This is a genomic window from Phaeobacter sp. JH204B (assembly GCF_048055755.1).
Classification (GTDB): domain Bacteria; phylum Pseudomonadota; class Alphaproteobacteria; order Rhodobacterales; family Rhodobacteraceae; genus Phaeobacter; species Phaeobacter bryozoorum.
The window spans coordinates 98929-117205 of sequence record NZ_JAYMXF010000017.1 but is presented as its reverse complement, the minus strand read 5'-3'; the positions used below and the strand labels follow the sequence as shown (position 1 = coordinate 117205).

Below are 18277 nucleotides of genomic sequence, written 5' to 3'. Positions count from 1 at the left end.
TGAATGTCTGACTATTCAGCGGGCTGTGTGACAGACGCCTCTGGCCTATCCGATGTGACAACAGCCACAGCCGCAATGCCGGTCCTCTCCTGCGGAACAGGCGGCCAGGTCTTCATCACCAGCGTCAGCAGATCAAAGCGCGCCACGACCGCACCGCAGGCATTCAGCACACAGCAATCCCATCGCACATCGCCAAAAGGCGCAGAGGCACGCGGCGTGATCTCCTTGCAGGTCACGCGAACATGCAGGCAGTCGCCAAAATATACCGGCGCATGAAAGCGCAGGTTGTCGGAACCAATATTGGCCAAGACCGGGCCCGGTGCCGGATCGACAAGCAGCCCATTCGCAAAGGAAACGACCAGCTGGCCATGCGCCACACGGTCGTCAAAAAACGGATGCGCACGCGCGGCCTCCCGGTCCATATGAGCGTAGAAGACATCACCGGTAAAATGGGCAAACTGCTCAACATCCTGTTCGGTGATCTTTCTTGTCTCGGTGATTAGCTGGTCGCCGATGCGCAATGTTTCCAGTGACTTGCGGAACGGGTGACCATTGCGTCTGGTTTCAGCGCCCTCGACCCAACGCCCCGTCAACGCCGTCAGCAACTGCGGCGGTGCGTGAATTTCTGTCCGCATCATATAGGCCGCAACTGCGCGGCGAATATCCTCGGAACCGCAGACCTGACTGTGATGCGTAGCGGAAAAGAGACGCGGAACGGTTGGATCGGTTGACAGCTCCAATGCCTGACGCGCCATTTCGCTGCCGCAAATTCTGACCTGGCCTTCTGCGGAGGTCAGACAGGCGGCAGCCTCCTGCGCCAGCGGACTGTCATTGGTAAAGACGGTCGAGAACCGCGAACAGGGCGCCAGATTGGCCAGAGCAATCGCATCACATAGGCTGTCATAGGCCATCACGGTTGCAACCGACCCCTGCACAAAGGTCTCGTGGATGACAGAGGACTGGGCAGGCTGGCGACAATGCAGCAGCACTGGTGCGAGAAATGCCCCCCCTTCCGGTGTCGCCGCGAGGATAGGCCCGGATACCACATCGGCGGCGCGGCGCAGCTCGGCAAGCGCGTTCTGAGCCGTCTCCAGATGCGCCCGCGACACCAATGGGCCCATCTGCGTAGCGGGGTCATCCGGCTGTCCAATAACGATCTCGGATAGGGTTTCGACCAAACGCTCCACCACTTCATCCTCGCGGTAGCGCGGCAGCAGAATGCGACGCACCGCGTGACGCCGTTGACCCGCCCGCAGGATCAATTCGCTGCGGATCTCGCGGAGGAAGAACTCAAATTCCGGGCTCCCGGGTGCGACATCACTGCCTAGAATCGCCGCAGACAGACCTGTCTCACAGGATTGAAAGCGTACCAGACCTGCGGCAATCCCTGGCTGCTGTCGCAACTTCCGGGCGACGTCGCGCCCTCCGGCAAAGCTGACCGCATCACCTGCGGCCAGATACTCCAACACCCCGAGGGGCGGACAATAGAGCAACTGCACTGCGCCGGTTGGCAGCGTTTGGCTCTCATGGATCAGTTTTACCAGACGTTCGCTCACACAGGCGGTGGCGGGATCAGGGCAGATGATGCAGGGCACACCGGCGATCAGCGCGGGCGCGATCTGCTCCAGCAGCCCCGATACCGGGCTATCCAACGCGGTGATATGCACGGCAACGCCAGCAAGCGGGGCCAATATCTGTTGTCGACCGGTTGCGTCGGCCGGTCCGATAGCATCTTCAAGATGCAGCACAGGGGCATTGGGCAGGGATTTCAGCGCCTGACCTGCCAGCGCCGCAAGACGCGCAATGCCAGCGTCGACGTCCAGCAGGCAATCGTGCCGCGTCGCGCCGATCGTCAGGCTCTCACGATATAGCCCTGCGCGGCTGTCGTTCAGAACCCGTGCTAGAGACCGCAGCCGTTGCGCGCGATCGTGGAATCCCATGGCGCGCAGCGCCGGCCCGCCAATCGCACGTGCATAGTCGACCGCCTCTCGCCCGTCATCAGCACTGAAGGACAGGATCGCATTCGGTCGATCGGTCGCGGCATTGGCAAGGCTCAGTGTCTCACCCGGGCGATGCTCCCAATTATCCGCAACCAGACTTTGAAGAAAACGGGGTCGTTCTACATGATCTGTCAAGTCAAAGCCCTCTTGCTGCTGCATCGCGGGAGTTTCCGGCTACCTGACAGCAGGACGCCACATGGCTCATCCGATCTGCATCAGGAAAGTCCGGTCATTCCGTCCTAAGGTCTCAGCCAAAGCCGGTGCCACATCCAATCGAAAGTTCGAAAACAGCGCCTCAGGATTTCTGAGGCAGACCTGGGCAGCCGACTTGATCAACGGGGTTCCAAAACGCGCCGAGGGGAAGCCTCAGGATTTTCGATGTGCAATTTCGACCGCCCGCTGCCAGCCTGCGCAGGCTTAAACAAGCGCCGCCATAATCTACCTATTCATCCGAGGGAACACGCAATGACCGGAACCGAAGCCTCTCGATACACGCAGGAGACAACCATCCCCAGCAGGCCGACAGGTCCCCGGCATATTTGTGTCGCAGGCGCCTCCGGTCTTGCAGGCGCGCATATTACCCGCGCAGCCCTTGCACTCGGTTGGCGCGTGACCGGTACACTGCGAGATGCGACGGACAGCTCAAAAACCATTCACCTGATGGCCCTGCCCGGTGCCAAGGAGCGGCTCCGACTAGTCTCAGCAAATTCTGCTGATCCTGAGAGTTTTGCCCCCGCGCTTGATGGTGCCGACGCATTGGTGATCGCCTGCCTGCCCTCCATCCGCAAGGCGCCTGATGGGACTGCTGCGGGTGACCTGGATCGGGAAACGGGCCTGGAGCATTGCGTAATACCCGCACAATCAGCCTGTCACAATCTGATCGAAGCAGCACATCTGAGCGGTATTTCCGATATCGTCCTACTGTCGAGCACGGCATCCGCCGAGCCAGAGAACGCGCCCCGGATCAAAAATGAACTGCGACACCACTCCGATTTCGAGCTTCAAATCCAGCAGCGGAAATTCATCGCCGCACAGAAAACGGCAATGGAAGTTGCGGCGGCGCGCCTTGCACAGGACCGGGATCTGCGTCTGATCATCTTGCTGTCAGGGATGATCGTCGGACCCGGTGTTCTGCCCTGCCATGATCAAGGGCATATTCTGGGGCGCCTCCGTGAGATGGCGGTCGGGGCGCATCCTTGGCATCATCAGACGCCAAAGGGGTCCATGTCGCTGATCCATCCCTCCGATCTGGCGGCGCTCTGTCTGGCCGCCCTGCAAAAACCGGGGTCCGAGGGACGTTATTTCGCAGTCGCCAGAAGTTGGCAATGGACCGAAATCTACAGCGAAATCGCCAAATTTGTTCCAGTAGGTGCCTTGCCAACCGCTGTCCCCAAGGGGACAAATCCCGTGCCGCCGACGCAGTTTGACTTCACCAGACGCGACAGTCTTGCAGTGCCACGGCACGGGTTGGCAGCTATGATCGCCAGCTTCTTTCACTGGTTGGATCGTCATGACCATCCAGACTTCGGCAAGGTTACCGCCGGCGCGCATCCGACAGGGGCTACCAACCGGTAGCGGCTATCACCGGGCCAGATCAGACCGCATCGCTGAGGTCGGGAAACATGTGGCCCGCCGCCCAGCCGCCTCTTGCCAGCGGCCGATCGAACGACGGGTCTTGAACCCCGCGAGCCCGTCGGCGCCGCCGACGTCATGGCCAAGTCGCTCCAGCCCGCGCTGCATCGCCGCGACGTCAGATCGCAACATGTTGTCGACCTGTCCCCATTGACCTTGGAAATCTCCGACGCCAAACTGAATGCGGTCACCGACATGCCCCACAAAAAGCGCATAGAGGTCGCTCTTGTTGTAGTCTTTCAGCACATAAAAGTTCGGGGTGACCAGAAACGCGGGACCATTCCGCCCAGCGGGCAGCATCAGATAGGCAACGCCGTCTTGTTCATGCTGCGGAAACGGCCGTCCAGAACTGCGCCGGACACCCAGCTCTTCCCAGTCACGGATGGTTTGCCCCTGATCCGGGCCTTCTAGGGCACATGAAACCGCATCCGGCAGGGAAACCTCAAACCCCCAGTCTCGCGATTTGTCCCAGCCATGGCGCGCCAGATAACCACCGATAGACGCAATTGTATCTGCCTCGGAACGCCAAATATCAGCACGACCATCGCCGTCGCCGTCTTCGGCAAACTTGAGAAAACTGGAAGGCATGAACTGAGGCTGGCCCAATGCGCCAGCCCAGCTGCTCTTCATCACATTGCCCGGCGCATGACCGGCCTCGGCGATCTGCAGGGCTGCAATCAATTCCTGGCGAAAATAGGGAGCGCGGCGGCTCATGAAGCCCTTGGTGCCCAACACCTCAAACACATTGTGAGGGATCTTCACCTGACCATAGCCGCTCTCGCGCCCCCAGATCGCCAGAATAATCCGCCCCGGTACTCCGGTACGGCGTTCGGTCTGTTGCAGGGCAGCTGCATGTCGCTTCGCCATCCGGCGTCCGACCGACGTCGCACCGTCAACAGAGCCGCGATTGAAGTAGCGCCCCGGCGCGCCAAATTCCGCCTGGCGCTGACGACGAGGAGGGTTGGCCTTAGTGCCCGGCGGGACCAGATCCGGCAGATCCCAGTTTAGTTTAACCCCGGAAAACGCAGTATCGAAGGTCGTCCGTCGAACGTCGGCAGCCTGTGCCTCGGGCCATATCTCCTGCAGCAGCCAGCGCTGAAACTGGCCCTCAACCTCTGCACGATCCAGAGCCGATGCGGCCCCCAAGGGGAGCACGCAACAAAACAGAAAACACAGTAAACGAGCCACCACACTCAACCCTCCCGCCAATCGCAAAATGAACGCGCAACAGGCTGCCCTATTGCCGTCGGAACTCGTCAGACGCCCGCAGCCGCCAGTGGTCATTTCATCCGGCGGAGACCGGAACTTCAAGGCTGACTTTCTTGCGCCCCATTACAACCGAGGTCCGGAACCGTCGCACATTTGAGTCTTCGAAAAACAATCGTTTGGTCAGTTCTTCAAAGGCCTCCATATCAGATGCGGTGCAAATCAAACAGAAGTCCGCTTCGCCGGTCAGATAGTAGCACTGCTGGACCATCGGTTCGGATCCGGCCCGGCGGGTGAACGCGTCGATCTGATCGAGGCGCTCACGCTCCAGCTCGACCATCACCACAAATGTCATGGGCATACCAACCTTGGCTGGATCGACAAGCGCGATCTCACCGGTGATCACCCTGCGCTCGCGCAGTGATTTCAGCCGCCGCTGAACCGAGGCCGCAGACAACCCTGCCTGAACCGCAAGTGATTCCAGCCCAAGCCGTGTATTGCGCTGCAGGAGTGTCAGCAGGGTCACATCAGCCTTGTCGAGTCTTTCCCCCATACTTGCCCCTCATGATGCAAGAATTTCTCGTAATGTACCCAAATTTGATCGGAATACAGCAACAACCTTTCCTAGACTGGCCCCATGAACAAGATCAATGTCACGCTCGACCCCGCCCAGCCCCAGCAGATGCTGACCGCCTGCCCGGCCTATCGCGCCTCGCCGCTTGTCCAGCACGAGGTCGACGGTCAGCAGGTGTGGATCAAGGATGAAACCAACAGAATGGGTCTTGGGGCCTTCAAGGCGATGGGCGGTGTCTATGCGGTAGCCCAGCTGCTGATACGCGAAACCGGTCTGACAGCGGCGGATCTGGCCAGTGATCTCGGGCGGGCCGCTGCTTCAGGGGTCACCTTCGTCTGCGCCAGTGCCGGGAACCATGGCATGGCCGTCGCCGCCGGGGCACGTCTTTTTGGCGCTAAATGCCGGATCCACCTGGCCGAGACTGTACCTGAGGATTTCGTGCAGCGGCTCCGAGCAAAAGGGTCTGAGGTGATACGCTCCGGCGCCACCTACGAAGAGAGCATTGCAGCGGCTATCAAGGATGCCGCAGAAAGTGGCGCAGTTCATCTCGCAGATGGTTCCTGGCCCGGCTACACCGAGCCACCCCGACTGGTAATGGAGGGCTATACGGTCATTGCACAGGAAATGCGCGACAGTTTTGCGCGCTCTGGTCAATGGCCGACCCATGTCTATTTGCAGGCCGGCGTCGGCGGTCTGGCCGGTGCTATAGCTTATATGATCCGTGCAAACTGGGAAGTTCAGCCTGAAATCATCGTTGTTGAGCCGGATGCCGCGCCCTGTCTTCAGCATAGCGCGCGGGCGGGCGAGATGGTGACGGTTGAGGGTCCGGTCTCCAATATGGGGCGGCTCGACTGCAAGACACCCTCAATGCTTGCCTATGAGATTCTGTCAAAGACCGCTGATCGCTATTCCACTATTTCCGATAGGGCCGCTCTCAGCGGCGTTGATGCCGCCGCAGACCTCGGAATCCCCAGCACCCCGTCGGGAACAGCAGGCCTAACCGCCCTTTTGCATGACATCAAGGTTGGCACATACCCTGAGATGCGCCCATTGGTGATCCTATCAGAAGGCAGGGTCGAAGATGCCTGATCTGGATCTTGTCGCCTTTCGTCGCGATCTCCATATGCACCCGGAGACCGGGTTTGACCTGAACCGCACCTCCGATGCGATTGCGAAGGTGCTGGAAACGGCAGGATTGCAGGTCACCCGCGGGATCGGCGGGACGGGGGTTGTCGCCACGCTCCGACGCGGCGGGGACAACACGGGGATTGCTCTGCGTGCTGATATGGATGCGCTCCCGATTGAGGAAGCCACGAACCTCTCCTATCGCTCGCGAACGCCCGGGCGATTTCATGGCTGCGGTCATGACGGGCATAGCACGATGCTCCTGGGCGCTGCCCTTCGCCTTGCAGCTGACCCAACATTCGACCGCACCGTCCATTTTCTGTTTCAACCAGATGAGGAGAACGGCACAGGCGCGGCCGCGATGATTGCCGATGGTCTGTTCGACCGCTTTGACATCAGCCGGATCTACGGACTGCACAATATGCCGGGGCTGCCAATCGGCCAGTTCGCAACCCAGGCCGGCCCTTTCTGTGCCTTTGAAGATAACTTTGAAATTAGGATTACTGGGCGCGGCGGCCACGCCTCGATGCCTGAAAAAGCGATTGATCCGATTGTGACCGGGGCCGCAATCGTGACCCAGCTTCAGACCATTACTTCGCGCTCCGTTTCTGCCCGGGATCATTGCGTTGTCTCCGTCACGGATTTTGAAACCGATGGTGCGCGTAATATTCTGGCGAGTAACGTCGTAATATCAGGGGATTGTCGTGGTTTTGAGGCAGATGTCTCTGCCAGGATCGAAGAGAGGATGCGGGCCATTGCCAATGGGATCTCCATGGCACATGGGGCCGTCTGCGAAGTGGACTACTCCACGTCGTTTCAGCCTCTGGTCAATGAGCCGGAGGGCACAGCGCGTGCCGTGGCTGCGGCTGGACGGGTCGGCAGCGTTGACCCCGCTTACGGGCGTGTCGGGTTTTCGGAGGATTTCGCCGCGTTCCTGCAACATCGGCCCGGGGCATTTGTCCTGATGGGCAATGGCACGGAGGGCCCTCACGCCATGCCGTTGCACAATCCCGGGTATGATTTCAACGATGATGCCATCGACGGGGGCGTCTCCTATTGGTGCGACTTGGCCCGCTCAGGATAATCCGCTGCTATTGCTCGGCTCAAACGGCAAGGTAAACACAACCCGCATGCCATTGGAGCCATCCACCTCCGTCGTGCCCGCATATTTCCCAACCATGCTGCGGATCATCCGCCAACCGAGCGACCCGGACCGCTCGGGCCTGGCATCACCCTCAGCCAAACCATGCCCATCATCAGCAATCACCAGCTGCAATGCCTCGTCCTGCTCTGTCAGTTCGATCAGGATTTCCCCATGATCCCGCCCGACAAAAGCGTGCTTGTAGGCATTTGTCAGCAGCTCGCCCGCCAGAAGGCCCAGGTCAATCGCCATCGAGCTCGGGATTTCGATGTCATCGCCGCGAACTGCGACCGCCACCTTAAGGACCTCTGAGTTGAACGCCCCTTCGGCATTGGCCGCAACCTCCCGCAGGAAAGGCAATGCCTGCAAGTGATCGACCCGCGCGGAGCGCTGCAACTGCTCATGCACCCGGATGACGGATTGAACACGTGCCTCCAGATCGGACAGCACAGAAATCGTCTCCTCAGACTCTGCCCCACGTCGACTCATTCGGATAAGGGCACCGATCAAGGCCAGATTGTTGCCGGTGCGGTGATGCACTTCCTTCATCAGGAGATCACGCTCCGTCAGTGCCTCAAGCAACATACGGTTCTGCTCCGCCAATTCTGCGGTCGGATCTGCGCCGCGTATCTTGCTGATGGCCTCTGTCGCGGCCTGCGTCGCCTCGCTCATCTCATTGCTTCTCAACGGGCTGAGAAACAGCAGCTCTATCTCCGTACCCTCCGGGTTGCTGCGCACCGAATGATGATCCGCGAGGCGTGACAGACCGCGCAACCCCAGCCCCAGACCCGCCCGGGCTGACGCTGCTGCGGCGCGCCGTCCGCGCATGATATCATCAAGTCCCTCTATCCCCGGCCCCTGATCCGTGATGGTGGCCCGTAGCGCCACCTTGTTGCTTTCGTCCCTCAGGCCGAGCCGAACCCGCCCGCCGCTGGCATGCTGCTGTGCGTTGCGCGCAGCCTCAAGCAGGGCCGTTACCGCCCGCGTTTGGGCAAACGTGCCGAAATGCAGCGCTTTGGTAATCGCCATCGCAATAAATCGCAGCCTCAGAACATCCTGTTCCGTGTCGATTTTCACCGTTATCAATGCCGTAGACACGAGGTTAGCTCTCTTTCGCGATTTTGATGACCGCCAGACCCGCGTCGTCGCGTCCACGGAAGTTCTCAGCCATAAGTTTCCCCGCAATCAGCAAGGCTGAACGCATCAGCAAAGCGGGTTTTTCGTGCAGGTCTCGTAAAGTCAGAAGACCGTCACTGTGCAAGATAACCGTATCACCGGGCAACAGGTCGATCTCGTCCGAAAACGGCGCAACCGGACCGGCACCAAGACGACCGTCACGGGTCGCAAATCGCTTGGTTTCGCCCAGTCGGGCGCGGATTGTCGCGATATTTCCAACGGCGGCGTAGGACATGCGCCGACCGTCCGCAGCCACGGCGACACAGGCCGCAACCGCCCCGCGTGTGGCGGCGATTTCATCTGAAATATCTGTCAGCGTTGTCGCGGGGGTCCGGCCTCGCCTCTGGGCAAACCCATGCACCACGGCATCGGCGGCGTCAGCAGCGCGATGTCCATGGCCTAGACCATCACAGAGGATCAGATCCAGCCGCCCGTCCGACCGCGCATTGTGACGTACACAGGCCAGATCCCAGCCGTCCCCGCAGCGCGTTTCCGCCGGATGCGTCACCAAAAGCCCCGCAACCTCCATCGCGGCAGGTCGATAGGGTGTCTGCCGGAACTCACAGGCGACCACCGTGCCTTCGTCGCGGGTCGAATAGATATCGAAATGGTCCGACAGGCGCTGCATGGCGCCAAGACCAAGCCCCGCCGAATCCTCGCTGCTGATACCGTCCCGCATCATCTTTTCCAGACTGTCGATCCCCGGCCCCTGATCGACAACGATCAGCGCCAGACGCGGGCCCTCGACCCCCGGCATGACCTGCATCAGGCAGCGACCGCGCTTGGCATAGCGCAAAACATTGGTCGCCGCCTCGCTGGCAACAATTGCGATTTCCTCAATCCGGGCGCGTGAAAACCCGGCCGTCTGCGCCAGCTGACGTGCCGTGCGACGACAGACCGAAACATCGCTTGGATCGGCAAGGGGCAGCCAGTGGGTCATATGCGAGCCATCATTGTCACGCGTGTTCCTTTACCATATTCGGTCACGACGTCGAACACATCAGTCAAACGCTGCGCACCGCCAAGACCGCGCCCCATACTGCCTGCGGTGCTGAACCCGTCCCTGAGCGCCGCGTCCAGATCAGCGATACCAGGTCCATTGTCGATACACACCACGCTGATTGCGGTGGGGTCACTGTGCATATAGATACGCGCTTCGCCGCCGCCACCGTGCATGATAACATTTCTTGCAATCTCGCTGACCGCTGTGACAAATCGGGTTTTCTGACCCGCGCGTGCACCGCGTCGTTCCATCTCTCGGCCAGCCATTCGGCGCACATGAATAACGTCACGGTCCCTAATCAGCGCACATACGCCAACCAGAACACCATCTGTGGGCATCATCCCCGGCTCTGCGCCCGCAGATCACGCAGGGCATGTGTAAGGCTCAGCGCGGTCTTGCTTTCAGAAAGATCCATACCCAGCTCAACCAGCGTCATCGCGACCGCCGGGCGCATACCCACGACATAAGTCTGCGCATCCAGCAGCTTGGAGACACCGGCCAGCTGCGCCAGAATACGGCCAACAAATGTATCGACAATCTCCAATGCGCTGATGTCCATCACAACTGCCCGAGCCGCATCAGCCACCACACGTTCGGAGAGCGCTTCCTGCAGATCCAGAATATCGGTATCCGAAATATCTTCCTGGATTGCCACCAGCAGCACACCTTCGACAAAGTAGATGGCCGATGCCGCAGACATGTCAGTGGTCCTTCTTTTTGACGATCGCGTAGCCGACCCGATCCAACGCATCTGCCAACCCGTTGCGAATGGTCGAGCGGGTGGTCACTTCACCGACATCAACGCCCAGCTGCACCATCGTCTGGGCAATGGTCGGGCTGATGCCGCTGATAATACATTGCGCGCCCATCAGCCGCACAGCCGCTGCCATACGCAGCATATGCTGAGCCACCTGGGTATCGACGGTCTGCACGCCGGTCAGATCAACGATCACCACTTCCGCCTCACGACGTAAAATGGTTTCCAGCAGGTTCTCCATCACCTCCTGCGCGCGCGCTGAATCCATCGTCCCGATCAAAGGCAGCGTCAGCACCTTGTCCCATAGTTCGACCACAGGCGTGGACAGCTCCTGCATCTGGTCGCGCTGCTGTTCGATGATACGATCCCGCTCGGCGATGAACACTTCGGCGCAATAGACCGCAAAGGCATCAATCACCCGGCTGATGAACCAGATTTCTTCGACAAGCTGGCTGGGAAAATCGGCGAGTTTATCTTTCAACCGGTAAAAAATCGGCGCTTTGAGCGCCAGCACAAAGGAGGCCATATCACTGGGCGTCACACCCCGTGAACTGCGCTCCTGGGTGACTTCGACCAGCACGCTGCGCAGCTCTGCCCAGGCGTCGCTGGAGAGATCAAATCGATCACCGGTCGCACCGTTTTCGATCCCCGAGATCAACGCGCGCATCAGGCCACTGGTCTGCTCGCGCCCCTCTTTATGGCTGAATAGATCGGTCCGCTGCACACCTTCATCGCTCTGGGTCGTGATCCAGGCGCTGACAATCTCTTCAAAATCATGCTGCAAGATTGTGAGTACAGTTTCAGTAGCGGTTTCGGTCATCTCTACCTCGTTTGGGCTGGGGACCCGGTATCTGACGACCCGGAAGCTCCGCTGGATTGGTCGATTGATAGCGCTCCCTTCCCCGGTCTGTAAACATAGATATTTTGCAATAACTGAGACGGCAGTGGAAATTTTCCTTTTTTTCTGTGAGGATAGAAGACTATGATCATATCCCGACACACCCGATGATCTGTCGCTCCACAAAAAAGGCAAAACATGTCCGCGCCGCAAACAGCCGCTATGATCGCCTTCGACAGCTTTCTTCTGCGCTGTTGTCTTGCCGTCGCTCTGGGGCTGCTGGTCGGACTGGACCGCGAGATAAAGCACAAACCTCTGGGCGCGCGAGCCTATATGCTGATCTGCCTGGGCTGCTGTGCCTTGACCATACTGACGCTTAACCTCGCCGCAGCCGCTGAAGAGGGGACCGCAGCCATTGATCCGTCACGAACCATTCAGGGTATCGTCGGCGGCATCGGGTTTCTTGGTGCTGGTGCCGTTATGTCTACGACAGAAGCGGGCAGACTTCGCGGTGTAGGGAGCGGTGCCGCAATATGGGTTGTCGGCGTCGTGGGGATTGCGGTTGGTTTTGGCTTCCTTGCCGAAGCCACAGCGGTTGCGGTGCTGTCGTTTCTCATCCTGACGATCGTGGATTGGGCGCAACAGCACCGGCCAGATCTCGACAATGCCAAGGATGACTCGCGGGACGACAACTGACCGCCGCCGACCGGGCTGGCGCAAATACTGCACCAAATCACCGATCTGACGCGAGCGGCAATTGCATCTTCTCCCCTGCACCATATCTTGAAGCAAGCAAAAGGGAGCACTGCGAATGACCACTCGGCACCCCGGTCAGCCCTCGGACCGCACAAGCGGCCATACCTCCGGGTTGAGCCGCAGCGAGGCACGCGCCGCGCAAAATGCTCGCGATCTCGAAAATCACCTCAGCTGGCTCGACAGCATCACCGGCACCGCTCTTGGCGTGCTGGCTGTCGCCTCGGGGATCTACACCTATCTTGGGGTTTCTTCGTTGCTGGATGATACCGGCGCGTTCTCGGTGATTGCGGCGCTCGCCTATTCGGTTGCGGTCTCGGTCGGGATTTTCGTGTTCTGGTCCTATATGATGCGGCTTGTTCCAACCGTACGCACGGCGGCCGCCCGCATTGGCCTTGTGCTGTCAATGGCGCTCGGTTCGCTCGCGATAATCGCCATGTCGTCCTGGCTCAACGCCGCAGCGCTCGCCGGTGCAGCCGCGGTTGAACAGCATCTGGCAGTAACTGTTCAGGACTACCAGACAGCCCTGGAACGTGCGGATGAAATCACCCAGAGCGGCCAGAGTCTTGCCCGTGACGTCGCGCGGGTGCGCCAGACCTTCGTCGACCTGTCCGAGCAGGAAGCAACCGGTCAATTGTCCGGTTTTGTCGGTCAGGGCGCGGTCTTCCGGTTGCTCCGTCAGAAATCAGATGAGCTTGCAGCGCTAGAAACCCAGATCACCAGCCAGCAACCGCTGGTCGAATCCGCCTTTGATGAAGGCAACGCGATCCTGTCTCGTATGCGCGCCCTGACGGTGGAACAAGGGCCGGTCGCGCAACGGTCGGTGCAGTTTTCCGAGGAAGCGGTTCGTCTGGCAAATGTGATCACCCAGTTGCGACAGCTATCGGTTGCCCCTCTGGTGCAGCGCGCGGCGCGGGATCTCTCCGATAGCGTCGTCACCCCCGAGCTGGACGGATCGGATGCCGCCACGCGGCAGGGCCAGCAAGCCACCATCGACAGCGTCCGACGTGTGCTGGCGCAGCGCGCCGACGGGCTGGGCGCGGCTGCTGCCGCCGTATTGGGCATGACGCCCCCGCGCGATACCACATATACTCCGGTCTCCGCAGCTGATGCGGTTATCCTATATGCGGGGAACTTTGTGCCTTCCTGGGCCGGCGCCATCGCGATTGATCTGCTTCCGGCCGTCCTGGTTCTGATTATCGCCATCACACAGGCTGCTATCCGCGCCGGACGCGAAGGCGCAGCAACCGAAGACACCATGACGCTGGCCGAGTTGCGGGCCGCCGTTGCAGCCATCCGCGATATCGACACCTCTCTCGACCGGGCTGCATCAATCACCCCTGCCCACCCCACTTCGACCCCAGATGTGACCTCTGGCAGCTCAGCATCGGATATAGCCAATCTGGACGATAAACGCCGTGCCGACTGACCGGGCAGACCATCAGCAGGACTTGGCAGCGACAAGGCGCAGACGGTTGCCGGAAACCTGGCGTGTGCTGCGCTGGGTGCTGGCGGCGCAATTTGGGTTCGCTGCCGTATTGCTGGGCACAGATCTCGCAAAGATCGTCCCGCAGCTGGCGTGGCCATCATCGGCACCCGCCCTGACAGCACCGATTGGTCCGGGCGATCAAACCCGGCGGTATACGCCCGATCAACTGCCGGATCGCGCCCCAGCGCCGGGCAGCAGACCGCTACCCGACACCCGGGACATGCCGGACCGATTGGACATCGCAACCCCAGAATGGGAGGGTGAGCCGGTATTGACACTTACAGGGCGGATCGCCGAAGGCGACGCCGCACGGGTCGTTGCCTATCTCGACGCTCTGGAACGCCTCCCGACAGAGACGTACCTCAACAGCCCCGGCGGGTCAGTTTACGACGCGCTTGAAATCGGTCGCGCATTGCGTGCGCGGGAGATCGCCACCGTGATGACCGCCAGCGACATATGCCTCTCGGCCTGCCCCTATATTCTGGCCGCAGGTGTCACGCGACATGCTGATCCGGATGCGATGATCGGTGTACATCAGCATTATTTTGGGCAGAACACGGTGCTCCCGGCGTTTGTCGCGGTGGAGCAGATCCAGCGCGGCCAAGGCGAGGTCATGGAGTACCTTCAGGACATGGGGGTGGATCCATTGATCATGCGCCATGCCCTGGTGACGCCATGGGATGAAATCTATCTGCTGACCCCCGCCGAGCGAGCGACCTACCGGCTCGCGAGCGAGCCTGAAAGCCAAGGGTAGGCATGCCTTTTTCCAGCGGGTGGGCTGGCAAATTATCGCCGTCGAAACCTTGCAGGGCGTCGATGATCCGCTAGTGTTGTCCCAAATGAATAACCAGCAGGCAGGCAGATGAGCATTTCACGACGCGGTTTCGGAATTGGACTGATGGCGCTTGGCCTCGGGGCTTGCAGCGGTGGCACGACCAGTAGCGTGACGTCAGGCAGGGCCAGCGGTCTGCCTGCCGATCTTCGCCCGGTACCAAACGCAGCCTACGACGCCTGGGTCGCAGAGTTCCGCCAACGCGCTGCGGCTTCAGGGATCAGCAACAGCACGCTCAGCACCGCCTTTCGCAGCGCAGGCTATCTGCCAGGTGTCATCAAACGCGACCGCAACCAGACCGAGTTCAAGCGCAGCCTCGAAGACTATCTCTCGATTGCCGCCTCGGACGAACGGGTGAGCAAAGGACGCGCGGCCTATGCACGCCACCGCAATACGCTCAACGCGCTGGAGCAGACCTATGGCGTCGATGCCGAAATCATTGCCGCAATCTGGGGTCTGGAGAGCTTCTTCGGAGAGCGCCGGGGCGACGTGCCGGTCATCTCAGCAACATCAACTCTGGCATTCGACGGTCGGCGCGGAGCGTTTTTTGAGAAACAGCTGATCGCTGCCCTGAGAATCTTGCAGAATGGTGACATCTCGGCAGCCCGCATGACCGGCAGCTGGGCTGGTGCCATGGGGCATACACAGTTCATTCCCACATCCTATCAGGCCTTTGCCGTCGATTTCACCGGCGACGGCCGCCGCGACATCTGGTCGGATGACCCCAGCGATGCTCTGGCCTCAACAGCGGCTTATCTGGCCCGCAACGGCTGGATACGGGGTCAGCGTTGGGGCCGGGAGGTGGTCGGTTCTGCGCCAACCAGTGGCACTATCATCCAGCCGCAGGCAGGCGGTCCAAGATTTGCCGTCACCAGCAACTTCCGCGCGATCAAGCGCTATAACAACTCTGACGCCTACGCGATTGGCGTCGGCCACCTCGCTGATCGTATCGGCGGTGCGGGGCCGTTGCGCAGCAGCTTTCCGCCCGATGCCAATGGTCTAACCAAGGATGATCGCATCCAGCTGCAGAAGCGCCTCACGGCAAAGGGCTTTGACACAGGCGGTGCAGATGGTGTCATCGGACCGAACAGCGAAGAAGCCATTCGTGCCTACCAACGCAGCCGCGGCCTGCCAGCGGACGGCACCCCATCCCAGGCACTGCTGCGCGATTTGGGTTAGGATATCGCCAGCTCGCAGGCATGTGCGCAGCCAGTCGGGATGTGCTTCGGCGGCAGAACGTAGATGCACCGCCGAAGCCGCATATTGTCAGAATATAAAATCACCGGCATCGAGGTCGCCGATATCGACCCCGAGAAGGGTGATCGTGTTCCCAAGACCATCCGCAATCACGGCGTTATTGCCGTCCTGCGTCAGATGGTTGTCACGAAGATCCGAGAGATCCGAAATTTCGACGACAGCTCGCAGATCAATTTTTTCTGCATCACTTCCCGCAGCAAAATCACGGACCGTATCATCGCCAAAATTACCACGGAAAATGAAGTAATCCGCTTGCGCGCCACCGATCAAAAGATCGTTTCCATTGCCGCCGAACAACCGATCGATACCTGCTCCACCCAATATGGTATCATGGCCAGAACCGCCTACCAGCCGATCGTTACCCGATCCACCATCCAGCCTGTCGGCACCGCCTTCACCGTATATCGTATCATGGCCTTGCGCACCGTTCAGAACATCCGCCTGACGTCCGCCCTTAAGCAGGTCCGACCCCCAACCACCGCGCAGCAGATCTGCTCCGCTACCACCGAATAGAACATCCTGGCCGGATCCTCCGTTGATCGTATCATCACCGGACCCGCCACGGATAGTGTCGTCACCGATATCTCCCTGCCCCGCGATGAAGACATCATCGCCAGCCGACAGAGCGACCTCATCGCTGCCGATAGTACCGGTGAGGATATCATCGGCTTCAGTTCCAACGGGCGTTTCACCGCCCGCGATATTCATAGCATCTACAACAAGAGTCCCGCTATTGATGCCTGCAAACTCGGCGCGCAACAGGTCAAACCCCTCGGTAATATCCGAGGGTTCAATCATCGCCACAGCGTCAAGAATGGCCTGTTTTTCTGCGGCCGTAAGCTGGTCAGAGATAAATGGCGTGTTTAGCAGCTCCGCGATCTGATTGATCAGATCCTGCCAGTTGATCGACAAAATCGCCTGCTCGGCCGCGTCGATGATAATTAGAAATTCTCCAACAGTCAGCTGCGTCACATTGCTTGCGTTGAATGCTGCAAGCAAATCGGCATTACCACTATAGGCGAGCGTACCACCAACGTACTCGAGCCACTCTTCCAGTTCCAGAATATCATTCAATACTGCGTTCGGCATCTTTACTCATCACTCCAGTATCGCAAAAAAACGCGACCCCAACCGGTCAATATATCGCAAACTCAGCATAAGTTCGCGATGGTTCACATGATAAGATGCCTCGAAAATTTTAGTCAAGGATCGATATACGCGCGTTTCACCCGTATCGCGCTCATCACATCCTTTTGGGCATCGCATCTATCCGGCCTACCGCCTGTGGTGACCGATCCCGGGCGAAGCAATTCTGATACCTCATCTGAGCTAATCAGTGAAGAATTGCCTGCCGGGGTTGAAAGCTTGGCTCGCACGGCCCAGTTAGTGAACGTACGTTCATTCAATTACGGACTTGGAATGCAACCTTCATCCACCGCCCGTCTGCAAGGCCTAGATCTTGCGCGCTATTTTGCCTTCGTCGGAATGGTCATCGTGAATTTCAAGATTGCCATGGGGGCTGAGGGGGGCAGCGGCCTCGTTGCGCTGCTCAGTACGGCGCTTGAAGGGCGCGCGGCGGCCTGCTTTGTCGTTCTTGCCGGTGTCGGGCTTGGTCTGGCGGCAAGGAGAGCAACCGCCAGCATCACTGCGACGACGTTAAAGCGTGCTGCATTTCTGCTTAGCTTGGGGATGGTGAACATGCTGATCTTTGAGGCAGATATCCTGCACTATTATGCGGTATATTTCTTTTTCGGAGCGGTCTTACTCGGTGCGTCCACAGTGCGCCTCGCCTGGCTCATCGTGATGCTGATCCTGATGTTTCCGGCAATGATCCTCGTCCTGGACTACGACACCGGCTGGGACTGGCAGCTCTACTCCTATGCCGATCTCTGGACGATCCGTGGTTTCCTGCGCCATTTGTTTTTCAACGGCTGGCACCCCGTCGTGCCGTGGCTGGCGTTTCTCCTGGCTGGCGTTCTTCTGTCCAGAATGCCGCTGCAAAACCGGCGGTTCCAGATCTATCTGGTCTTCTTCGGAGCCATCACCTACGCCGCAGTTGAAAAGACGAGCGCCATCGCCGTCCAAAGCCTGCGCCAAGTCGACCCTGACCTGGCCGATTTGGCGACGACACTGCCAATTCCTCCTATGCCGCTCTATATGGTGGCTGGTCTTTCCACCGCATGTGTGGTGATCGGTGGCTGTCTCCTGCTTGCACCAATTCTAACCCGCATTGGCGTGATGCAGGCACTTGCGCCAGCTGGGCGCCAGACACTGACGCTCTATCTGGCTCATATTCTGATCGGTATGGGCATCCTGGAAGAGATGGGTCTATTGGGCGGCCAATCCCCCGAAACGGCCGTGTCAGCAGCCCTTGTTTTTTGCGCTGCCGCGACGGTTTACGCATATCTCTGGTCACGCTACGCCAAACATGGCCCGGTCGAGATGGCTATGCGCAGATTGGCCGGGTAGCCGACGACACCAACAACGCCTGCCA

Annotated in this window: 17 protein-coding genes; 8 read left to right on the top strand and 9 right to left on the bottom strand. The window is 59.6% G+C overall.

Going from position 1 to position 18277, the window contains the following annotated elements; genetic code table 11:
• Positions 1-11 precede the first annotated feature (11 nt).
• Positions 12-2135: a phenylacetic acid degradation bifunctional protein PaaZ gene (paaZ, locus tag VXL81_RS09240; RefSeq protein ID WP_416553921.1), complete on the bottom strand. Its 2124-nt coding sequence runs from the start codon at positions 2133-2135 to the stop codon at positions 12-14.
• Between the two features lie 330 nt (positions 2136-2465).
• On the opposite strand from paaZ, the gene VXL81_RS09235 reads away from it, so the two are divergent.
• Positions 2466-3575: an NAD-dependent epimerase/dehydratase family protein gene (locus VXL81_RS09235; RefSeq protein ID WP_416553919.1), complete on the top strand. Its 1110-nt coding sequence runs from the start codon at positions 2466-2468 to the stop codon at positions 3573-3575.
• A gap of 6 nt (positions 3576-3581) precedes the next feature.
• On the opposite strand, the gene VXL81_RS09230 is transcribed toward VXL81_RS09235, so the two are convergent.
• Both VXL81_RS09230 and VXL81_RS09225 read right to left on the bottom strand, forming a co-directional pair.
• On the bottom strand, positions 3582-4823 hold the full coding sequence (locus VXL81_RS09230; protein WP_416535425.1) for a lytic murein transglycosylase: 1242 nt from the start codon (positions 4821-4823) through the stop codon (positions 3582-3584).
• Positions 4824-4917: 94 nt separating this feature from the next.
• On the bottom strand, positions 4918-5391 hold the full coding sequence (locus VXL81_RS09225; RefSeq protein WP_340547613.1) for an Lrp/AsnC family transcriptional regulator: 474 nt from the start codon (positions 5389-5391) through the stop codon (positions 4918-4920).
• A gap of 84 nt (positions 5392-5475) precedes the next feature.
• Here VXL81_RS09225 and VXL81_RS09220 point away from each other — a divergent pair, with 84 nt between their 5' ends.
• Both VXL81_RS09220 and VXL81_RS09215 read left to right on the top strand, forming a co-directional pair.
• On the top strand, positions 5476-6501 hold the full coding sequence (locus tag VXL81_RS09220) for a pyridoxal-phosphate dependent enzyme (RefSeq protein ID WP_416553917.1): 1026 nt from the start codon (positions 5476-5478) through the stop codon (positions 6499-6501).
• Positions 6494-7621, top strand: coding sequence for an amidohydrolase (locus VXL81_RS09215; protein ID WP_416553915.1), 1128 nt, complete (start codon positions 6494-6496; stop codon positions 7619-7621). The genes VXL81_RS09220 and VXL81_RS09215 overlap by 8 nt, the downstream gene beginning before the upstream one ends.
• Here VXL81_RS09215 and VXL81_RS09210 read toward each other — a convergent pair.
• Genes VXL81_RS09210 through VXL81_RS09190 form a run of 5 tightly spaced genes read right to left on the bottom strand, consistent with a single transcriptional unit; the run spans position 7613 to position 11434 of the window.
• Entirely contained in the window at positions 7613-8776 is a 1164-nt protein-coding gene (locus VXL81_RS09210) for a sensor histidine kinase (RefSeq protein ID WP_416553913.1), read from the bottom strand. The two genes, VXL81_RS09215 and VXL81_RS09210, sit on opposite strands and share 9 nt — an antisense overlap.
• 4 nt (positions 8777-8780) lie before the next feature.
• Positions 8781-9794, bottom strand: coding sequence for an ATP-binding protein (locus tag VXL81_RS09205; protein ID WP_340547609.1), 1014 nt, complete (start codon positions 9792-9794; stop codon positions 8781-8783).
• Complete coding sequence (locus tag VXL81_RS09200; protein ID WP_416539554.1) at positions 9791-10198, bottom strand: ATP-binding protein; 408 nt, start codon at positions 10196-10198, stop codon at positions 9791-9793. The genes VXL81_RS09205 and VXL81_RS09200 overlap by 4 nt, the downstream gene beginning before the upstream one ends.
• Complete coding sequence (locus VXL81_RS09195; RefSeq protein ID WP_416535420.1) at positions 10195-10557, bottom strand: STAS domain-containing protein; 363 nt, start codon at positions 10555-10557, stop codon at positions 10195-10197. The genes VXL81_RS09200 and VXL81_RS09195 overlap by 4 nt, the downstream gene beginning before the upstream one ends.
• Position 10558: 1 nt before the next feature.
• Positions 10559-11434 carry an STAS domain-containing protein gene (locus VXL81_RS09190; protein WP_340547606.1) on the bottom strand — a complete coding sequence of 292 codons (876 nt, stop codon included), beginning with the start codon at positions 11432-11434 and terminating at the stop codon, positions 10559-10561.
• 216 nt (positions 11435-11650) lie between these two features.
• Here VXL81_RS09190 and VXL81_RS09185 point away from each other — a divergent pair, with 216 nt between their 5' ends.
• The 4 genes from VXL81_RS09185 (at position 11651) to VXL81_RS09170 (ending at position 15705) form a co-directional block, all read left to right on the top strand.
• A complete protein-coding gene (locus tag VXL81_RS09185) occupies positions 11651-12148 on the top strand; it encodes an MgtC/SapB family protein (RefSeq protein WP_416553911.1) in 498 nt (165 codons plus the stop codon).
• 115 nt (positions 12149-12263) lie between these two features.
• Positions 12264-13634, top strand: coding sequence for a hypothetical protein (locus VXL81_RS09180; protein WP_416553909.1), 1371 nt, complete (start codon positions 12264-12266; stop codon positions 13632-13634).
• 46 nt (positions 13635-13680) lie between these two features.
• Positions 13681-14448 carry an ATP-dependent Clp protease proteolytic subunit gene (locus VXL81_RS09175; RefSeq protein ID WP_416539551.1) on the top strand — a complete coding sequence of 256 codons (768 nt, stop codon included), beginning with the start codon at positions 13681-13683 and terminating at the stop codon, positions 14446-14448.
• 108 nt (positions 14449-14556) lie between these two features.
• Positions 14557-15705, top strand: coding sequence for a lytic murein transglycosylase (locus VXL81_RS09170; RefSeq protein ID WP_416553907.1), 1149 nt, complete (start codon positions 14557-14559; stop codon positions 15703-15705).
• Positions 15706-15792: 87 nt separating this feature from the next.
• Here the strand turns inward: VXL81_RS09170 and VXL81_RS09165 are convergent, their stop codons facing one another.
• Positions 15793-16872, bottom strand: coding sequence for a calcium-binding protein (locus tag VXL81_RS09165; protein ID WP_340547601.1), 1080 nt, complete (start codon positions 16870-16872; stop codon positions 15793-15795).
• A 330-nt stretch (positions 16873-17202) separates the two neighbouring features.
• Between VXL81_RS09165 and VXL81_RS09160 the strand changes: the two genes are divergently transcribed.
• The gene (locus VXL81_RS09160) at positions 17203-18252 is read left to right on the top strand and encodes a DUF418 domain-containing protein (protein ID WP_416553905.1); all 1050 of its coding nucleotides are present in this window, start codon (positions 17203-17205) and stop codon (positions 18250-18252) included.
• The last annotated feature ends 25 nt before the right edge of the window (positions 18253-18277 follow it).

Bases quoted from the DNA above. Each gene is read 5' to 3' on its own strand.
- VXL81_RS09235 (WP_416553919.1), top strand. From the start codon at position 2,466: ATGACCGGAACCGAAGCCTCTCGATACACGCAGGAGACAACCATCCCC.
- VXL81_RS09225 (WP_340547613.1), bottom strand. From the start codon at position 5,391: ATGGGGGAAAGACTCGACAAGGCTGATGTGACCCTGCTGACACTCCTG.
- VXL81_RS09220 (WP_416553917.1), top strand. From the start codon at position 5,476: ATGAACAAGATCAATGTCACGCTCGACCCCGCCCAGCCCCAGCAGATG.
- VXL81_RS09215 (WP_416553915.1), top strand. From the start codon at position 6,494: ATGCCTGATCTGGATCTTGTCGCCTTTCGTCGCGATCTCCATATGCAC.
- VXL81_RS09205 (WP_340547609.1), bottom strand. From the start codon at position 9,794: ATGACCCACTGGCTGCCCCTTGCCGATCCAAGCGATGTTTCGGTCTGT.
- VXL81_RS09200 (WP_416539554.1), bottom strand. From the start codon at position 10,198: ATGATGCCCACAGATGGTGTTCTGGTTGGCGTATGTGCGCTGATTAGG.
- VXL81_RS09195 (WP_416535420.1), bottom strand. From the start codon at position 10,557: ATGTCTGCGGCATCGGCCATCTACTTTGTCGAAGGTGTGCTGCTGGTG.
- VXL81_RS09190 (WP_340547606.1), bottom strand. From the start codon at position 11,434: ATGACCGAAACCGCTACTGAAACTGTACTCACAATCTTGCAGCATGAT.
- VXL81_RS09185 (WP_416553911.1), top strand. From the start codon at position 11,651: ATGTCCGCGCCGCAAACAGCCGCTATGATCGCCTTCGACAGCTTTCTT.
- VXL81_RS09180 (WP_416553909.1), top strand. From the start codon at position 12,264: ATGACCACTCGGCACCCCGGTCAGCCCTCGGACCGCACAAGCGGCCAT.
- VXL81_RS09170 (WP_416553907.1), top strand. From the start codon at position 14,557: ATGAGCATTTCACGACGCGGTTTCGGAATTGGACTGATGGCGCTTGGC.
- VXL81_RS09165 (WP_340547601.1), bottom strand. From the start codon at position 16,872: ATGCCGAACGCAGTATTGAATGATATTCTGGAACTGGAAGAGTGGCTC.
- VXL81_RS09160 (WP_416553905.1), top strand. From the start codon at position 17,203: ATGCAACCTTCATCCACCGCCCGTCTGCAAGGCCTAGATCTTGCGCGC.